The 17532-nt window shown below is 68.1% G+C and carries 15 protein-coding genes; 2 read left to right on the forward strand and 13 right to left on the reverse strand.

Annotated features, from left to right (window positions below; genetic code table 11):
- Positions 1-54: 54 nt before the first annotated feature.
- The 12 genes from P5F91_RS14230 to dusB all read right to left on the reverse strand — a co-directional run bounded on the left by P5F91_RS14230 (position 55) and on the right by dusB (position 14602).
- Complete coding sequence (locus P5F91_RS14230; protein WP_277907460.1) at positions 55-906, reverse strand: inositol monophosphatase family protein; 852 nt, start codon at positions 904-906, stop codon at positions 55-57.
- Positions 907-1072: 166 nt separating this feature from the next.
- Positions 1073-2731, reverse strand: a complete 1659-nt coding sequence (gene groL, locus P5F91_RS14235) for a chaperonin GroEL (RefSeq protein WP_145751214.1) — start codon at positions 2729-2731, stop codon at positions 1073-1075.
- Positions 2732-2881: 150 nt separating this feature from the next.
- Positions 2882-3169, reverse strand: coding sequence for a co-chaperone GroES (locus P5F91_RS14240; protein WP_145609330.1), 288 nt, complete (start codon positions 3167-3169; stop codon positions 2882-2884).
- 129 nt (positions 3170-3298) lie between these two features.
- The gene (hflX, locus tag P5F91_RS14245; protein WP_479684993.1) at positions 3299-4678 is read right to left on the reverse strand and encodes a GTPase HflX; all 1380 of its coding nucleotides are present in this window, start codon (positions 4676-4678) and stop codon (positions 3299-3301) included.
- A 112-nt stretch (positions 4679-4790) separates the two neighbouring features.
- Positions 4791-5039: an RNA chaperone Hfq gene (gene hfq / locus P5F91_RS14250; RefSeq protein ID WP_040843434.1), complete on the reverse strand. Its 249-nt coding sequence runs from the start codon at positions 5037-5039 to the stop codon at positions 4791-4793.
- Between the two features lie 145 nt (positions 5040-5184).
- Positions 5185-5880 carry an HAD family hydrolase gene (locus P5F91_RS14255; protein WP_277907462.1) on the reverse strand — a complete coding sequence of 232 codons (696 nt, stop codon included), beginning with the start codon at positions 5878-5880 and terminating at the stop codon, positions 5185-5187.
- A 2-nt stretch (positions 5881-5882) separates the two neighbouring features.
- Positions 5883-6755: a D-amino-acid transaminase gene (locus P5F91_RS14260; RefSeq protein ID WP_277907463.1), complete on the reverse strand. Its 873-nt coding sequence runs from the start codon at positions 6753-6755 to the stop codon at positions 5883-5885.
- Positions 6756-6819: 64 nt separating this feature from the next.
- Positions 6820-8223, reverse strand: a complete 1404-nt coding sequence (gene ntrX, locus P5F91_RS14265) for a nitrogen assimilation response regulator NtrX (protein WP_145609327.1) — start codon at positions 8221-8223, stop codon at positions 6820-6822.
- 17 nt (positions 8224-8240) lie between these two features.
- The gene (locus P5F91_RS14270) at positions 8241-10592 is read right to left on the reverse strand and encodes a sensor histidine kinase NtrY-like (RefSeq protein WP_145609326.1); all 2352 of its coding nucleotides are present in this window, start codon (positions 10590-10592) and stop codon (positions 8241-8243) included.
- 336 nt (positions 10593-10928) lie between these two features.
- On the reverse strand, positions 10929-12383 hold the full coding sequence (gene ntrC / locus P5F91_RS14275; RefSeq protein WP_004271807.1) for a nitrogen regulation protein NR(I): 1455 nt from the start codon (positions 12381-12383) through the stop codon (positions 10929-10931).
- Between the two features lie 3 nt (positions 12384-12386).
- The gene (locus tag P5F91_RS14280; RefSeq protein ID WP_277907464.1) at positions 12387-13511 is read right to left on the reverse strand and encodes a two-component system sensor histidine kinase NtrB; all 1125 of its coding nucleotides are present in this window, start codon (positions 13509-13511) and stop codon (positions 12387-12389) included.
- Complete coding sequence (gene dusB / locus P5F91_RS14285; protein ID WP_277907465.1) at positions 13511-14602, reverse strand: tRNA dihydrouridine synthase DusB; 1092 nt, start codon at positions 14600-14602, stop codon at positions 13511-13513. Before dusB ends, P5F91_RS14280 begins: the two co-directional genes overlap by 1 nt.
- A 264-nt stretch (positions 14603-14866) precedes the next feature.
- On the opposite strand from dusB, the gene P5F91_RS14290 reads away from it, so the two are divergent.
- Both P5F91_RS14290 and P5F91_RS14295 read left to right on the forward strand, forming a co-directional pair.
- Entirely contained in the window at positions 14867-16042 is a 1176-nt protein-coding gene (locus P5F91_RS14290) for a bifunctional 2-C-methyl-D-erythritol 4-phosphate cytidylyltransferase/2-C-methyl-D-erythritol 2,4-cyclodiphosphate synthase (protein ID WP_277907466.1), read from the forward strand.
- Between the two features lie 4 nt (positions 16043-16046).
- Positions 16047-16550 (forward strand): CinA family protein, encoded by a 504-nt coding sequence (locus tag P5F91_RS14295; protein WP_145609322.1) that lies wholly within the window; start codon positions 16047-16049, stop codon positions 16548-16550.
- Between the two features lie 7 nt (positions 16551-16557).
- On the opposite strand, the gene P5F91_RS14300 is transcribed toward P5F91_RS14295, so the two are convergent.
- On the reverse strand, positions 16558-17334 hold the full coding sequence (locus tag P5F91_RS14300; RefSeq protein ID WP_145609321.1) for an alpha/beta hydrolase: 777 nt from the start codon (positions 17332-17334) through the stop codon (positions 16558-16560).
- Positions 17335-17532: the final 198 nt, after the last annotated feature.

A 17532-nucleotide genomic window follows, 5' to 3' on the forward strand; every position in this document is an offset into this window, starting at 1 on the left:
GCCGGGGGGCCTGGTGGATGACCGTGGCTGCGGCTGGGACATCCGGCCCAGCGATCACGCGTCGAACAGCGCCGAATACAACGCCTGCCAGCTGGCAGGGTCGGGGCCCATCAGCAGGCCGCCGGTACGATCGGTGGGATTGTACGGGCTGGCGTCCAGCTTGGCCGCGTGGCCGCCGGCCTCGGCAAACAGGAACGCGCCCGCCGCGTGGTCCCAGGGCTTGATCATGTTGTTCAGGCTGAAGTGCGCCTGGCCGGTCAGCAGGTCCAGGTAGTCGTGGGCGGAGCAGCGCTGGGTGTAGGCCTCCGCCACCCGCTCCCGCCGCTGGGTCAGCTGGCGGCGCATGTCGCTATCGAAGAAGCGGATGTTGGCGATGCCGCGCATCTGTTCCACCGCCACGGGCGGCAGGGCGACGCAGCGTGTGCCGGCCTCGCCGGCGTCGGCCCCCACCAGCCTGGCGCCCTGCCCCAGCCGGCCGCGCACGGTGCGTCGGCCCACGGGGTCGTGGATCCAACCGGCCACGGTGCGACCATGGGCGGCCAGGGCGACGATGACGCCGAAGCGCGGCTTGCCGGCCACAAAGTTGGCGGTGCCGTCGATGGGGTCGACGATCCAGACGGGATCAGCGCCCAGCAGGCGATCCAGCACGGCGGGGTCAGCCGAAACGGCCTCTTCCCCCACCACGGTGCTGCCGGGCAAAAGCGCCGTCAGCCGGGTGGTCAGCGCCCGTTCCGAGGCCTCATCCGCCACGGTCACCAAGTCGCCCGGTCCCTTCTCCCGGATATCGCCGCCGTCCAGGTGCTGGAAGCGGGGCAGTATTTCCGTTTCGGCCACGGAACGAATGAGGGCGTCGACAACGGCCACATCAATGGCGGGGATGTCGGTCGCAGGCAGGGGCGCGGTCATGGGGGACATCTATGGTTGGCGGCGGCGGTGGTGCCCCCTAGGAATAGAATCGATAGGCCAAACCATAAAGCCCCAAAAAGAAAGGGACCGCCCCCTGGACGAACCAGCAGGCGATCCCCTCCTTCAAACCAGGCTGGAAAGCCGGGCGTCGGGATGACGCAAGGGCTTAGAAGCCCATGCCACCCATGCCGCCCATGCCACCCATACCGCCGCCCATGCCACCTTCCGGCAGGGCCGACTTGGGCTCGGGCTTCTCGGCGACCATCGCCTCGGTGGTGATCAGCAGGCCGGAGACGGAGGCCGCGTGCTGCAGGGCGGTGCGGACCACCTTCGTCGGGTCGATGACGCCGAAGGCGAACATGTCACCGAACTCACCGGTCTGGGCGTTGTAGCCGAAGGCCGCGTCGTTGTTGTCCAGCAGCTTGCCGACAACGATGGAACCGTCGGTGCCGGCGTTGAAGGCGATCTGACGGACCGGCGACTGCAGGGCCTTGCGGATGATGTCCACGCCCACGCGCTGGTCGTCGTTCACCGGCTTCACATTGGCCAGCGACCGGGTGGCGCGCAGCAGGGCGGTGCCGCCACCGGCCACCACGCCCTCTTCCACCGCGGCGCGGGTGGCATGCATGGCGTCGTCAACGCGGTCCTTGCGCTCCTTCACCTCGACCTCGGTGGCGCCGCCGACGCGGATGACGGCAACGCCGCCCGCCAGCTTCGCCAGACGCTCCTGCAGCTTCTCACGGTCGTAGTCCGAGGTGGTCTCCTCGATCTGCGCCTTGATCTGGCCGATACGGGCCTCGATGTCGGCCTTGGCGCCGACGCCGTCCACGATCGTGGTCGCGTCCTTCGTGATCACCACCTTCTTGGCGGTGCCCAGCATGTCCAGCGACACGTTCTCAAGCTTGATGCCCAGGTCTTCGGAGATGACCTGGCCGCCGGTCAGGATGGCCATGTCCTCCAGCATCGCCTTGCGGCGGTCGCCGAAGCCCGGGGCCTTCACCGCGGCGATCTTCAGGCCGCCGCGCAGCTTGTTCACCACCAGGGTGGCCAGCGCCTCGCCTTCCACGTCTTCCGACACGATCAGCAGCGGACGGCTGCTCTGCACGACGGCTTCCAGCACCGGCAGCAGGGGCTGCAGGCTGCCCAGCTTCTTCTCGTGCAGCAGGATGTAGGGGCTTTCCAGCTCAGCCGTCATCTTCTCCGCGTTGGTCACGAAGTAGGGCGACAGGTAGCCGCGGTCGAACTGCATGCCCTCGACGACTTCCAGTTCGGTGTCGAAGCTCTTGGCCTCTTCCACCGTGATGACGCCCTCGTTGCCCACCTTGTCCATGGCCTTGGCGATCATCTCGCCGATCTCGGCCTCGCCGTTGGCGGAGATGGTGCCGACCTGGGCGATCTCACCGGAGGTGGAGACCTTGCGCGACTGGCCCTTCAGGTCGTCGACGATGGCGGTCACCGCCAGGTCGATGCCGCGCTTCACGTCCATCGGGTTCATGCCGGCGGCAACGGCCTTCACGCCTTCGCGCACGATGGCCTGGGCCAGCACGGTGGCGGTGGTGGTGCCGTCACCAGCGACGTCGTTGGTCTTCGAGGCCACTTCGCGCACCATCTGGGCGCCCATGTTCTCGAACTTGTCGGCCAGCTCGATTTCCTTGGCGACGCTGACGCCGTCCTTGGTGATGCGCGGAGCGCCGTAGCTCTTGTCCAGGACCACGTTGCGGCCCTTGGGGCCCAGGGTCACCTTCACCGCGTCGGCCAGGATGTCCACGCCGCGCAGCATGCGATCGCGGGCATCCGTGTTGAACTTCACGTCCTTGGCAGCCATTTTTAGTTCCTTTATCGTTTTCCCTCAGGCGCCGGGCGCGGCCATCCGGCCGCTTGGCTTATCCTCGGTTTCCCGTCCGCTGACGCTTCCCGAAAACCTCCGGCGCCCGCAGTCGCGGGCTACGGCATGGGGTTTCCCATGCCGATGATTTTACTCGAGGATGCCGAGCAGGTCGGACTCGCGCATGATCAGCACGTCCTTGCCGTCGATCTTGGCCTCGGTGCCGGACCACTTGCCGTACAGCACCTTGTCGCCGGCCTTCACGGACAGGGCGACGATCTCGCCCTTGTCGTTGCGGGCGCCGCTGCCCACGGCCAGGACTTCACCCTGCTGGGGCTTTTCCTTGACGGTGTCGGGGATGATGATGCCGCCGGCGGTCTTCTGATCCTGCTCGATGGGCCGGATCACCACACGGTCGTGCAGGGGCCTGAAACTCATTTGGAACCTCCAGGAATGGGCGCCGGCCCCTTCTCTTGAAGCGGACCGGCGTCGGGTGGCCGGCACCTTACCCCAGCCGCCGCGGCGGCCGGAAGCGCAGATGCGCGGGCGCGGTACGAATGGTGGGGGTCAGGACGCCTGGGCCTGCCTGTCCGGGGCAATCCGTTCGGCAAGCGGTGGCGTTTCCGTCACAGTACAAGCAGGGAAACGATCGCGGAAACGGGCCACGTCCGCCGGCTCCAGCGCCACCGTCAGGTGGGCGTTGTCGTCGTCGTCCTCGCGCTCCGTCACCTCGCCCTTGGCGTAGAGCCAGGCCATGGCGGCGCCGTCGCTGACCGGCACGCTGACCTTGACCACGTCGCGGCCCGCCACCATGCGGCGGTCCAGGACGTTGAACAGGCTTTCCAGCCCGTCGCCGGTCAGGGCCGACACGGCCACCAGGCCATCCGGCCGGCGGCTCTGGCGCATCAGGGTCTCGCGGTCCAGGGGCGGCAGCTTGTCGATCTTGTTCAGAACCTCGACCACCCGGGGGTCGGTCTCCGCCTCAATGCCCAATTCGGCCAGCACCGTCTCCACGTCCCGCTTCTGCGCCTCGCTGTCCGGATGGGCGGCGTCACGCACGTGCAGGATGATGTCGGCCGCCAGCACCTCCTCCAGGGTGGCGCGGAACGCCTCCACCAGATGGTGCGGCAGGTCGGAGATGAAGCCCACCGTGTCCGACAGGATGATCTTGCGCCCCGACGGCAGCACGATGGACCGCATGGTGGGGTCCAGCGTGGCGAACAGCAGGTCCTTGGCGAACACGTCAGCCCGCGCCATGCGGTTGAACAGCGTGGACTTGCCGGCGTTGGTGTAGCCGACCAGCGCCACCACCGGATAAGGCACGCGCTCGCGCGCCTTGCGGTGCAGGCCGCGGGTGCGCCGCACCTCCTCCAGCTCCGCCTTCAGCTTGATGATGCGGTCGCCGATGAGGCGGCGATCCATTTCCAGCTGGCTTTCACCAGGGCCGCCCAGGAAGCCGAAGCCGCCGCGCTGGCGTTCCAGATGGGTCCAGGACCGCACCAGGCGCGAGCGCTGGTAGGTCAGCGCCGCCAGTTCCACCTGCAGCTGGCCTTCACGGGTACGCGCACGCGCCCCGAAAATCTCCAGGATCAGGCCGGTGCGGTCGATGACCTTGGTCTTAAGGTCGCGTTCGAGGTTGCGCTGTTGCACAGGCGACAGCGCGTGGTCGACGACGACGAGGCCGATACCCAGATCGGCGACGCGCTTGGCCGCCTCTTCCAGGTAGCCGCCGCCCAGCAGGGTGGCGGGCTTGGGCCGGGTGACGCGCACGCACTCCGCCGCCACCACGTCCAACTCGATCGCGGCGGTCAGGCCAACGGCCTCTTCCAGCCGCGACTCCGGTGGACGTTTGTCATCGAGTTCTTCGCGCAGGATGGGGTGGATCACCAGGGCGCGCCGGGCGGATTTCTCCGCCGGCGGCGCCTCCGGCGACCCTTCGGGATTCAGGGAAGTAAGCAGGGCGGGCTCATCCGCCGGACGATCCGTCACAGCGCCGCCATCCTTCCCGTCAACCGGCCGGACCATCCCCTGACGGGGGGCCGCCGACTGTTTACACTCATCAATCGTGGTCGCCTTCCTTGGCCGATTCGAACAACTGGATGGGGTGGGCCGGCATCACGGTCGAGATCGCATGCTTGTAGACCAGCTGCGAATGGGCGTCGCGGCGCAGCAGCACCGAGAAATTGTCGAACCAGGTGATGATGCCTTGCAGCTTCACGCCGTTGACGAGGAAGACCGTCACAGGGGTCTTGTTCTTCCGCACGTGGTTCAGAAACACGTCCTGAACGTTTTGCGACTTTTCGGACATTGCATGCCTCGCTCTTTATTGGGGCCCTCTATGGAGCGCCCGGGGTTGCCTTTCCGGCGGTTATGGAGCCGTGCGTGAAAGTGCCGGCGGCCCCGGGCACATCCCAAGGCGTCCGCCATCCTAGCACAGGAAGTGATATGGGGTGCTAGAGCCCATCCACCAAGGTGCAAAGTTCGTCACAGCCGGCAAAGCGGCGATGCGGCGGGTAAATGCTCAGCGTCCCTTCCCCATGCGGGGTGGCCCCCACCATCAGGGGTACGCAGCCCGTGCGGTGGGCGACTTCCATATCAACGTCGGCGTCGCCCACGAACCACACATCCGGCCCCGGGGCCAAGCCCGCCGGCTGCAGCGCCAGATGCACCGGCGCCGGATGCGGCTTGTCGGCCTCGGCGTCACCGGCCCCAACCAGGGCGCCGCACCAGCGGTCCCAGCCCAGGGCCCTGGCCTCGGTGCGCAGGAAACGGCCGGTCTTGTTGCTGACCACGCCGACATAAACGCCGCGCACGGACAGCGCCTCCAGCAACTGCCCCGCCCCCGCCAGCGGATCGAGGTAGTCCAGGTGGTGGGTCTCGAAGTGGGCGTAGAAGATGTCCCGCGCCCGCTCCCACCCGTCCCCGAACAGCACCGGAAAGGCGTCGCGCAGGCTCTGGCGTACGCGGGTGTAGCTCTCCTCCAGCGTCCAAGCAGGCATGCCGAAAGCCTCCAGCGCCGCGTTGGTGGCGGCATGGACGCAGCGCCAGTTGGTGATCAGGGTGTTGTCCCAATCGAACAGCACCGCCCTTGGTAACGTCAGGGGCGGCAGAGCCAAGGCGGGGGCTTCCAGGATATCGCTAGCGCTCACGGTCACAGCTTGGTCACCACAGGGTCATCCACCCCCACATGCGCCAGGTAAGCCTGGCGCAAACGCCGCCCCAGGGGACCTGGCACCCCATCGCCCACCGGCTTGCCGTCGATGCGGGTGACCGGCACGCAGAAGGTGCTGGCGCTGGAGATCAAGGCCTCCCGCGCAGCGTACGCCTCTTCCACCGTGAACGCCCTCTCCTCGAACGGGATACCCGCCGCCTCGGCCTCGGCCAGCAGCGACAAGCGGGTGATGCCGTTCAGGATGCGGGTGCTGGCGGCGCGGGTGACCAGCACGCCCTCATTGGTGACGATCCAGGCGTTGCTGGAGCAGCCCTCCGTCACCGTGCCGTCGGGGTCGACCTGCCACGCCTCAAAGGCGCCGGCCTCGGCCGCACGCTGCTTGCCCAGCACCTGGGGCAGCAGCGCGACCGACTTGATGTCGCGCCGTGCCCAGCGGATGTCGGGGATGGTGATGACCGAGACGCCCTTTTCCAGCTGCTGCGGCGCGCTGAACTTGGTGGAACGGCAGGTGACCACCAGCGTCGGCGCCGGGTCCACCGGGAAACGGAAGTCGCGGGGCGCCTCACCCCGGGTGATCTGGACATAGACCAGTCCGTTGCGCACCCGATTGCGGCGCGCCACCTCGCGCATCACGAAGCGCAGGCTCATGGGGTGCATGGGCCAGGGCAGATCCAGCTCGTTCAAGGAGCGGGACAGGCGGGCCAGGTGGCCGTCCTCGTCGGCGAAGACGCCATCGACCACCGACACCACTTCATAGACACCGTCGGCGAACTGGAAACCCCGGTCCTCGATATGGACATGGGCGTCGCCATGGGCCACGTAGCGACCGTTGACATAGGCTGTCCGCGGCATGGATGAACCTCACCTAAAGTCTCAAGATGCGGCAAAATTCACTGATTTATCAGCTGATTGCCGCTCATTCCTCACCCTTCCCCTCGCCGCGCTCGTTGCCATGCACGCCCAGGGACTTCAGCTTGCGGTGCAGGGCCGAACGCTCCATGCCCACGAAGGACGCGGTGCGGGAGATGTTGCCGCCGAAGCGGGTGACCTGGGCCAGCAAATATTCACGCTCGAACACCTCGCGGGCGTCGCGCAGCGGCAAGGACATGATCTCCCCGCCCTTTTCCCAGCGCAGCACCGTCGGGGTGATGGAGCCGATCTCCGGCGGCAGCATGTCGGCGCGGATGGGCTCATCCGGGTCGCCCGGCACCATGATCAGCAGCCAGTCCATGACGTTGCGCAGCTGGCGCACGTTGCCCGGCCATTCATAGGCCTGCAGGGCGGCCATGGCGTCCTCGCCCAGGACACGCTGCGGCAGACCCGACGCGGTGGCTGAGCGCTGCAGGAAATAGCGCGCCAGCAGGGGGATGTCCTCCCGGCGTTCCCGCAGCGACGGCACCTTCAGCGGCACCACCGCCAGGCGATAGTACAGGTCCTGGCGGAACTGCCCCGCCTCGATCTCCGCCGCCAGGTCGCGGTTGGTGCTGGCGATGACTCGGACATCCACTTCCACCCGGGTGCTGCCGCCCACGCGCTCGAACGTCTGCTCCTGCAGCACGCGCACGATCTTGCCCTGGGTCTCCAGCGGCATGTCCGCCACCTCGTCCAGGAACAGGGTGCCGCCGTGCGCCTGCTCGAAGGTGCCGACCTTGCGGCCCGCCCCGTCGATGGGATGCTCCGTCCCGAACAGCTCCACCTCCAGCCGGTCGGGCCGCATGGTCGCGCAGTTCAGCGCCACGAAGGGGCCGTCGGCGCGGCGGGAGTGTTCATGGATGATGCGGGCCACGATCTCCTTGCCGCTGCCCGGCGGGCCGCTGACCAGGACGCGGCTGCCCGTGGGCGCCACCTTGTCCAGCGACTGGCGCAGCTGGTTGATCATCAGCGAGCGGCCGATCAGCTCAACCTCGCCGCCGGCCCGCAGGCGCAGCTCGCGGTTCTCGCGGCGCAGGCGGGCCGCCTCGATGGCGCGCTCCACCAGCAGCAGCAGGCGGTCGGACTTGAACGGCTTCTCGATGAAGTCGTAGGCGCCCTTCTTCAGGGCCGCCACCGCCGTCTCGATGGTGCCGTGGCCGCTGATCATGACCACCGGCACGTCGGGATGATCGCGCTTCATCTCATCCAGGATCTGCAGGCCGTCCAGGCGGCTGCCCTGCAGCCAGATGTCCAGGATGATCAGGCTGGGCCGGCGGGCGGCGACGGCGGCCAGCGCCTGGTCGGCGTCCGCCGCCTCGCGGGTCTTCATGCCTTCATCTTCCAGGATGCCGGAGATCAGCATCCGGATGTCGGCCTCGTCATCGACGATCAGAATATCATGCGCCATGGGTCAACGCCTTTGGGTCAAACGCCTTTGGAGGCACTGGTCCCGGCCACCAGGGCCGGGGTGGCGGCCGTTTCCGCGTCCTGCGGGGCGGCCGCTTGCACAAGCGGTAGGATCAGGGTGACGCGGGCGCCGCCACCGGGGTTGTCGTCCAGCCCCAGGGTGCCGCCATGGTCTTCCAGGATCTTCTTCACGATGGCCAAGCCCAGGCCGGTGCCCTTGGCCCGGGTGGTGACATAGGGTTCCGTCAGCCGGTCCCGGCCCTCGGCCGGCAGCCCCCTGCCGTTGTCGGCGATGGTCAGAACGATGTGGTCGTCCAGGGCCTCCACCTTCAGGGAGATATGGCCCGGCGGGGAGTCGTGGCCCTCAGCCGCATCCTCCTCCATCCGTCCCTCGATGGCTTCCACCGCGTTCTTCAGCAGGTTGGTCAGGGCCTGCGAGATCTGGCGGCCGTCGCACTCCACCTCCACCCGCTCAGGCGGCAGAATGCTGTCGAACTTGATGCCGGACTGGGCGGTGGCCTGCAGAAACACGGCCTGGCGGCACAGCTCCTGGATGTTCTGCGGCTTCATCACCGGCGTGGGCATGCGGGCGAAGGCGGAGAACTCGTCCACCATGCGGCCGATGTCGTCCACGTGGCGGACGATGGTGTCGGTCATGGCCTTGAAGGTTTCCGGATCGCTCTGGATTTCCTTCAGATACTTGCGCCGCAGGCGCTCGGCCGACAGCTGAATGGGGGTCAGCGGGTTCTTGATCTCATGCGCGATGCGGCGGGCGACGTCGGCCCAGGCGGCCTTGCGCTGCGCCGACAAGAGTTCCGACACGTCGTCGAAGGTGATGACGAAGCCGCGGATGCCGTTGCCGCTGGTGTCCGCTGCCACCCGCACCAGCAGGGTGCGCTGGGTGTTGCCGCGGCGGATCTGCACCTGCCCCTCCACCAGGCGCGACGGGCGCCGGCGGATGGCGGACATCAGCTCCTCCAGCTCCGGCACCACCGCCAGGATGTCGCGCCCCATCATCTCGTGCACGTCGGGGATGTCCAGCAGCTGGGCTGCCGACTGGTTGGGCAGGTTGATGAAGCCCTGCTCGTCCAAGCCGATAACGCCGGCCGACACGCCGGCCAACACCGCCTCGGTGAAGCGCCGGCGCAGGTCCAGCTGGCGGTTGGCCTCCACCAGGTCGCTGCGCTGCGACGACAGCTGGCTGGTCATGCGGTTGAAGGCGCGGCTGAGCGAGGTCAGCTCATCCTCCGGTCCCGGCAGGGTCTCCGGCACGCGCGCCGTCAGATCGCCGGTGCGGATGCGCTCCGCCGCGATGATCAGCGCGCTGATGGGCGTGATGAGGGTGTTGGCGAAGTTCAGGCCCGCCCAGATGGCCACCAGCAGCAGCAGCAGCGAGACGATGATGAAGATCAGCGTCATCTTGGTCTGCAGGCCGAAGCGCTGGCCCTCCAGCTCGGTATATTCCCGCACCGCCGTCTGGGCGGCGTTCAGGTGCTCCATCACCTTGGCTTCCACCGGGCGGCCCAGCAGCAGGAAGATGTCGAAGTCCGGATCCAGGCGGATCAGGGCGGTGACGCGCTTCTCCTTCTCATTGAATTCGAAGTCCACCTCGCCCTTGCGCGCCCGCTCCAGCCGTTCCTTGGGCATGACATCGGGCTGGAAGACGGAGCCCAGGGTGTAGCTGCCGTACTGCCGCCCCTGCCCGTCGAAGATCACCGCCTCGGTGAAGGAGCGCTGGAAGGATTCGTTACGCAGGAAGGCGTAGATGAACAGCGGGTCCAGCGTGACCAGCGGCCCCTGGCGCGCGGCCAGCAGGTCGTTCGCCACCCACGAGGCGTCGTTGCGGATGGCGATCTGGTGTTCGTCCAGATAGGCCTGGGCCACCACCAGGCTTTCATTCACCGCCGTGCGCACCCGGTCGCTGAACCAGGACTGCAGGCCCAGGTAAAAGAAAAAGGCGGAGAAGGCGGCCATGACGATGGCGGGCAGCACCGCCAGCAGGCTGAATACCGCCACCAGCCGCACGTGCAGCCGCGACCCGGCCAGGCCCCGGCGCCGCTCGATCCACAGGCCGACGATGCGCCGGGCCATGAGCGCCAGCAGCATCAGCAGCAGCGCGCCGTCCAGCGTCAGCAGCAGGCTGACCGTGTTGGGGCTGTTGCCGAAGGGCGGCTGCTGAGTCAGCGCCGCATATGTCGCGAAGCCCGACAACACAGCGGCGAAGGCCAAGGCCACCGCCAGCTTGTTGCCCAGGCCCAGGCGGGCCGACCAGACGGACAGACGCCGCCACCAGCTGTCGCTTTTGGGGGGGACTTGCGGCGGAACCGGGGAGCTGGGCGGTGTGATCAGCGCCGGAGGAACCTCGGTCATGGCAAAGACATCCGGACCACCGCCGCCCCGGACACCGTCAGAGGCGCGAAGATCAAGGCCGGCGCCAAGGTGGGCGTCGCTACGACGGGGGATGATACCGCTTGAAAGGCGAAACGAAGCACGGTTCCTGCCAGGCCGGTGGTTTGCACGGCGCAAACGCCACCCCCGGCGCGGAGGTGGTGCGGACAACATCCGTCAGGCGACGCCCGTTCGGCCAAAGCCGGAAGGGTATCGCCCGGCAGGGGCTGCTGTTGCCCGGGCGCCCACCTCTGTTACCAGAATGCAACGCGTGTTTCCAGCCGTCCGTCTTACGCCCGTTGGTAGAGGTGCCCCCTGTTACTTCAGGCCACGGACCACCTGGATGTCCAGGTCGCGGATCTTCTTGCGCAGAGTATTGCGGTTCAGGCCCAGCATATGCGCGGCCTTGATCTGGTTGCCACGGGTGGCGATCAGCGACAGCGACAGCAGGGGCCGTTCCACCTCGCGCAACACACGATCATAGAGGCCGGCGGCCGGCACGCCGTCCTTATGGGCGGCGAAATAATCCTTCAGGTGCCGCTCCACCGCGGCCCCCAAGCCTTCGTTCTGCGGCTCCTCCGCCGGTGCGGCGGCGGGCGCGAAATCCGCCAGTTCCTGCTCGATGACATCGATGGTGATGACTTCCTGGGTGTACAGCGCGGCCAGACGCCGCACCATGTTCTCCAGTTCACGCACGTTGCCGGGCCAGCGATGGCGGCGCAGGCGGTCCAGGGCGGCGTTGTCCATGCTTTTCAGCGGCAGGCCCTGCTGGTTCACCAGCCCGAAGAAATGGCGGACCAGCGCCGGAATGTCCTCCGTCCGCTCCCGCAGCGGCGGCAGGCGTATGGGCACCACGTTCAGGCGATAGAACAGATCCTCGCGGAACTGGCCCTGGCGGATCAGGGTGCGCAGGTCGCGGTGGGTGGCGGCCACGATGCGCACGTCGGTCTTGATGGGGGTGCGGCCGCCGACCGTGGTGTACTCCCCCTCCTGCAGCACGCGCAGCAGGCGGGTCTGGGCGTCCAGCGGCATGTCGCCGATCTCGTCCAGGAACAGGGTGCCGCCCTGCGCCTGCTCGAACCGGCCGGTGGAGCGCACAGTGGCGCCGGTGAAAGCCCCCTTCTCATGGCCGAACAGCTCGGACTCGATCAGTTCGCGTGGGATGGCGGCCATGTTGACCGCCAGGAAGGGACCGTTGCGCCGCTTGCCGTAGTCGTGCAAGGCGCGGGCCACCAGTTCCTTGCCGGTGCCCGACTCGCCGGTGATCATGACCGTCAGATCCGTGCCCATCAGGCGGGCCAGGACGCGGTAGATCTCCTGCATCGCCGCCGACCGGCCGATGAGGGGCAGCGCCTCCTCTTCGGCCTGGGCCGCCGCGGCGCCGGCGGCCGCCGGCGGGGCCGGCTGGGGCGTGGACAGCGCGCGCTCCACCATGCCCATCAGGTCCTTCAGGTCGAAGGGCTTGGGCAGATAGTCGAAGGCGCCGCGCTCCGCCGCCTTCACGGCGGTCAGCAGAGTGTTCTGCGCGCTCATGACGATGACGCGCAGTTCGGGGCGCAGCTTCTTGATGCGCGGCAGCAGGTCCAGGCCGTTCTCATCCGGCATCACCACGTCGGTGATGACCAGGTCCCCCTCCCCATCCTGGACCCAGCGCCACAAGGTCGCGGCATTGCCGGTGACCCGCACGTCATGGCCCAGGCGCAACAGGGCCTGGTTCAGAACGGTACGGATGGCCCTGTCGTCGTCAGCGACAAGGATGGTGGATGGACCCATGGATTAAACGCCCCCCTCTGACGCCGTGCGCCCAGGGGCGACCGGCAGCGACACCTTGAAGATCGTGCGGCGCGGCACGCTGTCGAAATCGATGACCCCGCCATGGTCGCCGATGATCTTGGCGACGAGCGCCAGGCCCAGGCCAGTCCCGTTCATCTTCGTGGTGACGAAGGGATCGAACAGGTTGGCCCGCAGGTCCTCCGGAATGCCGTCGCCATTGTCCTGCACGCTGATCAGCAGCGGCAGGTGCACCCGGCTGTCGGACCCCGGCACCGCCAGGCGCACCCCATGCTGGTAGGCGGTGGACAGGACGATTTCCCCGCCCTTTTCCGGACAGGCCTCGGCCGCGTTCTTCACCAGGTTCAGGAAGACCTGGATCAGCTGATCGCGATTGCCCAGCACGGGCGGCAGCGACGGGTCGTAGCGCTCAATGAAGCGGATGGCGCGGCCGAAGCCGCTTTGCGCCACGCGGCGCACGTGCTCCAGCACGCCATGGATGTTCACCGCCGTCTTTTCCAGCGGCCGGCCATCGGTGAAGACCTCCATGCGGTCCACCAGGGCCACGATGCGGTCAGCCTCATCGCAGATGAGGCGGGTCAGCATGCGGTCCCCTTCGGACGCGTTCTCTTCCAGCAGCTGGGCCGCCCCCCGGATGCCGGACAGCGGGTTCTTCACCTCGTGTGCCAGCATGGCCGCCATGGCGACGACGGACCGGGCGGCCCCCCGGTGGGTCAGCTGGTTGTCGATCTTGCGGGCGATGGACCGCTCATGCAGCGACAGCACCACCAGGTCCGGCGGGTCGGACAGGGGGGCCGCCTTGGCCGTCAGGAAATGCAGGCCGATGCGCGGCGTCTCCAGCATGATGCTGTAGTCCGACACGCTGCCGCCCGTCATCCGCGCCTGGTCGATCAGGGAGTGGACGGGGCTGTCGCCCGGGATCAGCGTGTCCAGCTGGCTGCCCACCAGCAGGGCGGCACTGGCGTCGAAGAATTCCTCCGCCTGCAGGTTGGCGAAATGGACACGGCGCTGCCGGTCGATGACCAGGATGGGTTCCGGCAGGGCGGACAGGATGGCCGTGGGATCGACCATGCCGTTCACCGGAGCAGGCAGGGCCGCCGTCCGCCCCATCAGGCCGCCACCTTCTTCTCGCCGGCGGTGTCATCGTCCTCAACGTCGCAACCGGCCTCGGCGGTCAGGCCCCGACCGGACAGGTCGCGCCCCACGATGCCCCGGTCCAGCAGATCCTGGTACCAGCCGCGCACGAAGTCCTGCACCAGCTCCGCCTTTTCGATGGTGTTGACCTTGGCGCGGTACTCGGCGGAACCGGGCAGGCCCTTGGAATACCAGGCGATGTGCTTGCGCCCGATCTTCAGGCCCGCGTCGGTGCCGTAATGCTCCAGGATGGCGTCGTAATGCTCCAGCACCAGGTCGCGCTGTTCCACCAGCGTGGGCTCGGCCGGGGCGGCACCGGTGCGCAGCATCTGGATGACCTGATTGACGAACCACGGACGGCCATAGGTGCCCCGGCCGATCATGACACCGTCGGCGCCGCTCTCTTCCAGGCAGCGGGTGACGTCGGGGAAGTCCACGATGTCGCCGTTGGCGATGACCGGCAGCGACACGGCGTCCTTCACCTGGCGGATGAAGGCCCAGTCGGCGACGCCGTTGTACATCTGGTTGCGGGTGCGGCCGTGCACGGTGATCATGCGGATGCCGCACCCCTCCGCGATCTTGGCCAGGCGCGGCGCGTTCAGGTTCCGCTCATCCCAGCCCTTGCGCATCTTCAGGGTCACGGGCACGGACACGGCCTTGACCACGGCGTCCAGGATGCGGCCGGCCAGCGGTTCGTCCTTCATCAGGGCGGAACCGGCATAGCCGTTCACCACTTTTTTCACCGGGCAGCCGAAGTTGATGTCGATGATGGAGGCGCCCCGGTCCACGCACAGCTTCGCCGCCTCCGCCATCACCTCGGGCTCACAGCCCGCCAGCTGGACGGACAGCACGCCTTCCTGGGCGTTGGGATCGATCTTCTTTTCGGATTCACGGGTGGCGCGGATCATCGCCTGGCTGGCGATCATCTCGGAAACGACCAGGCCCGCGCCGGCGCGCTTCACCAGGCGGCGGAAGGGCGTGTCGGTCACGCCCGACATGGGTGCCAGGATCACCGGATCCTGAATGGTGACGGGACCGACCTGGATCGGCGCTAACTTACTGCCCATTTCCTAGGCGCTTTCCATGACTGCTACAAAATTAGGCGTTCAAGCTATCATGAGCCCCCGCCAAAGGGAAGCGACGCCGCCGAAGACGGCGAATGCGACTATGGTATGGCGCGGTGGCATGGCAGATCGTGGACGCCGGCGGACAAACAAGCCTAGCGGCAAGGTCTTAAGGGGAGATATCTGCTTAGCTGGATAAGAGATATCGCTTACTTGGCCGAAGGGATATCTGTTACGCGGTTTTCGCTTTTTTCGGTGTCTTGGATAATGCCGTCCTGCCTTGCCCTGATCGTCGCCGCCGGCAGCGGCTCCCGCTTCGGCGGGGACCTGCCCAAGCAATATCTCTCCCTGGCCGGCCGGCCCGTCCTGGCCCGCACCGTGGCCGCGTTCCAGAGCCATCCGGAGGTGACAGCCGTGCGGGTGGTGATCAATCCGGCCCACCGCGACCTCTATGAGGCGGCCGTCACCGGCCTGGACCTGCCCCCGCCCGTGGCCGGGGGTGCGGCCCGCCAGGACAGCGTGCGCAACGGGCTGGAGGCGGCGGCGGCCGACGGCGGCTATGACCTGGTGCTGATCCACGATGCCGCCCGGCCCCTGGTGGACGCCGCCAGCATCTCCGCCGTCATCCGGGCCCTGGCCGAGGTGCCGGCCGCCCTGGCGGCGGCCAACGTCAGTGACACCCTGAAGCGTGCGGACAGGGAGGGCGCCGTGGCCGCCACGGTGGACCGCACCGCCCTGTGGCGGGCACTGACCCCTCAGGGCTTCCGCTTCCCCGACATCCTGAAGGCGCACCGCGACCTGGCGGGCCAGGAACTGACCGATGACGCCGCCGTAGCGGAGAAGGCCGGTTTCCCCGTGCGCCTGGTGCCCACCAATCCCGACAACCTGAAAGTGACCCATGCCGAGGATCTGGCGCGGGCGGAGAAGATCATCATGAACGAGTTGGGCGACGTCCGCGTGGGCCACGGCTATGACGTGCACAAGTTCACGGAGGGTGACCACATCGTCCTCTGCGGCCTGAAGGTGCCGCACACCCACAAGTTGGAAGGCCATTCCGACGCCGATGTGGGCCTGCACGCCCTGACCGACGCCATCCTGGGCGCCATCGGGGCCGGCGACATCGGCAGCCACTTCCCGCCCACGGACGAGCGTTGGCGCGGCGCCGATAGCGGCAAGTTCCTGCAGCACGCCGCCAGCCTGGTGACGGCCAAGGGCGGGGCCATCGCCCATTGCGACATCACCGTCATCTGCGAGCGCCCCAAGGTGGGCCCCCACCGCGAGGCCATGGTGGCCCGCGTGGCCGACCTGCTGGGGATCGCGCCCGACCGTGTCTCCGTGAAGGCCACCACCACCGAGGGCCTGGGCTTCACCGGCCGGCGCGAGGGCATCGCCGCCATGGCGACCTGCACCGTGCGCCTTCCCTGGCCGACGTCGAAGGTCTAACCCCATGTTCCCGGCGGAGATCACACGCGCGGCCGAACGCCTGCTGGCCGCCTGCCAGGCCAGCGGCCTGTGGCTGGCCACGGCCGAATCCTGCACCGGCGGCCTGATCTCCGCCAGCCTGACCGCCATTGCCGGCTCCTCCGCCGTGGTCGACCGGGGCGTGGTCACCTACAGCAACCAGGCCAAGATCGACCTGCTGGGCGTGCCCGATGGCCTGATCGCCCTGCACGGCGCCGTCAGCCGCGAGGTTGCGCACGCCATGGCGGAGGGGCTGCTGGCCCGCTCCCGCGCCGACATCGCCCTGTCGGTCACCGGCATCGCCGGCCCCGGCGGCGGCAGCTTGGAGAAGCCGGTGGGCCTGGTCTACCTGGGCTGCGCCCGCCGGGACCGCCCGGTGGCGGTGGAACGCCACGTCTTCTCCGGCGACCGCGAGGCGGTGCGTCTGGCGGCCGTGGCGCGGGCGCTGGCGATGGGCCTAGCCGCGGCGGGTGGTGGCGCAACGGCCTAGGACATACTCAACCGGGTCCCAACCACCAGTCCAGGGCGCTATCCACCACCTCAGGCGGCATGACATGCCCGCCATCGAACACCCGCAGTTCCACCAGGAAACCCCGCCGCTTGAACGCCGGTGCGGTGGTGCGCGCGGTCTCTTCCAGGGGCAGCACGCGGTCGGCCTTGCCGTGGCTGATGAAGACTCGCGTCTGACCGCCGCCGGGCGGGTCCCCTTGGGTATGCAGCGGCGCAATGCGCCCAGGGGAAAAGGCAATCAGCGCGGTAAACAGGTCCAGGTTTTCCGGCCCCAGCGACAGGGCGTAGGTCGCCCCATCGGAAAAGCCCGCCAGCGCCACCCGGGACGGGTCCACAGCGTAGCGGGCGAAGACCTGGGCCAGGAAGGCATCGATGCGCGCCGGATCGGTGCCATACCGGGGGCCCCAGCGCTCATCCGCCTCATGCTTGCGCGCCGCCAGCATGTCCCAAGTGTAATCCCCGGAGTCGGGGGCCGCGATGATCACCCCACGGGCCTCCGCCACCGGCGCCAGGCGGGCCACCATGTCGGCGCCGCGCTGACTGGCGCCATGTAGCATTACCAGCAGCGGCAAGGGCTGGCCGGGCCGGTAGGAACCGGGAATGAGAACGATGCCATCACCCAGGCGCGCAGGCCCGACGGTTCCCCCCGCCACCGGGGGCGGAACCTGCGGCCGGGCCGCAAGATGGACCAGGTCGTCCGCCCGCGCCACCACGGTCTTGAACAGCAGCAGGCAGACCAACACCCCCACGACGCGCCCGCGCATAACGCCCCCCGGCCCGCTTTCCCCACCCAACAGCTTGGGGGATGGATGGAACCCGCGTCAACCAACGCGCCAGGACATCTGACCGCAGGGAAAGAGTGGTGTCGGCGCGCCGCCTGGGTTGCGCGCCGGAGAAACTGGGGCATAGTCTGGCGCCCTGTGCCGCCCCCAAAGCCCCGCTTTATGGGCCCCGCCTTCCGG

The sequence above is a fragment of the Nitrospirillum amazonense genome (genome assembly GCF_029594735.1).
Taxonomy (GTDB): Bacteria; Pseudomonadota; Alphaproteobacteria; order Azospirillales; family Azospirillaceae; genus Nitrospirillum; species Nitrospirillum amazonense.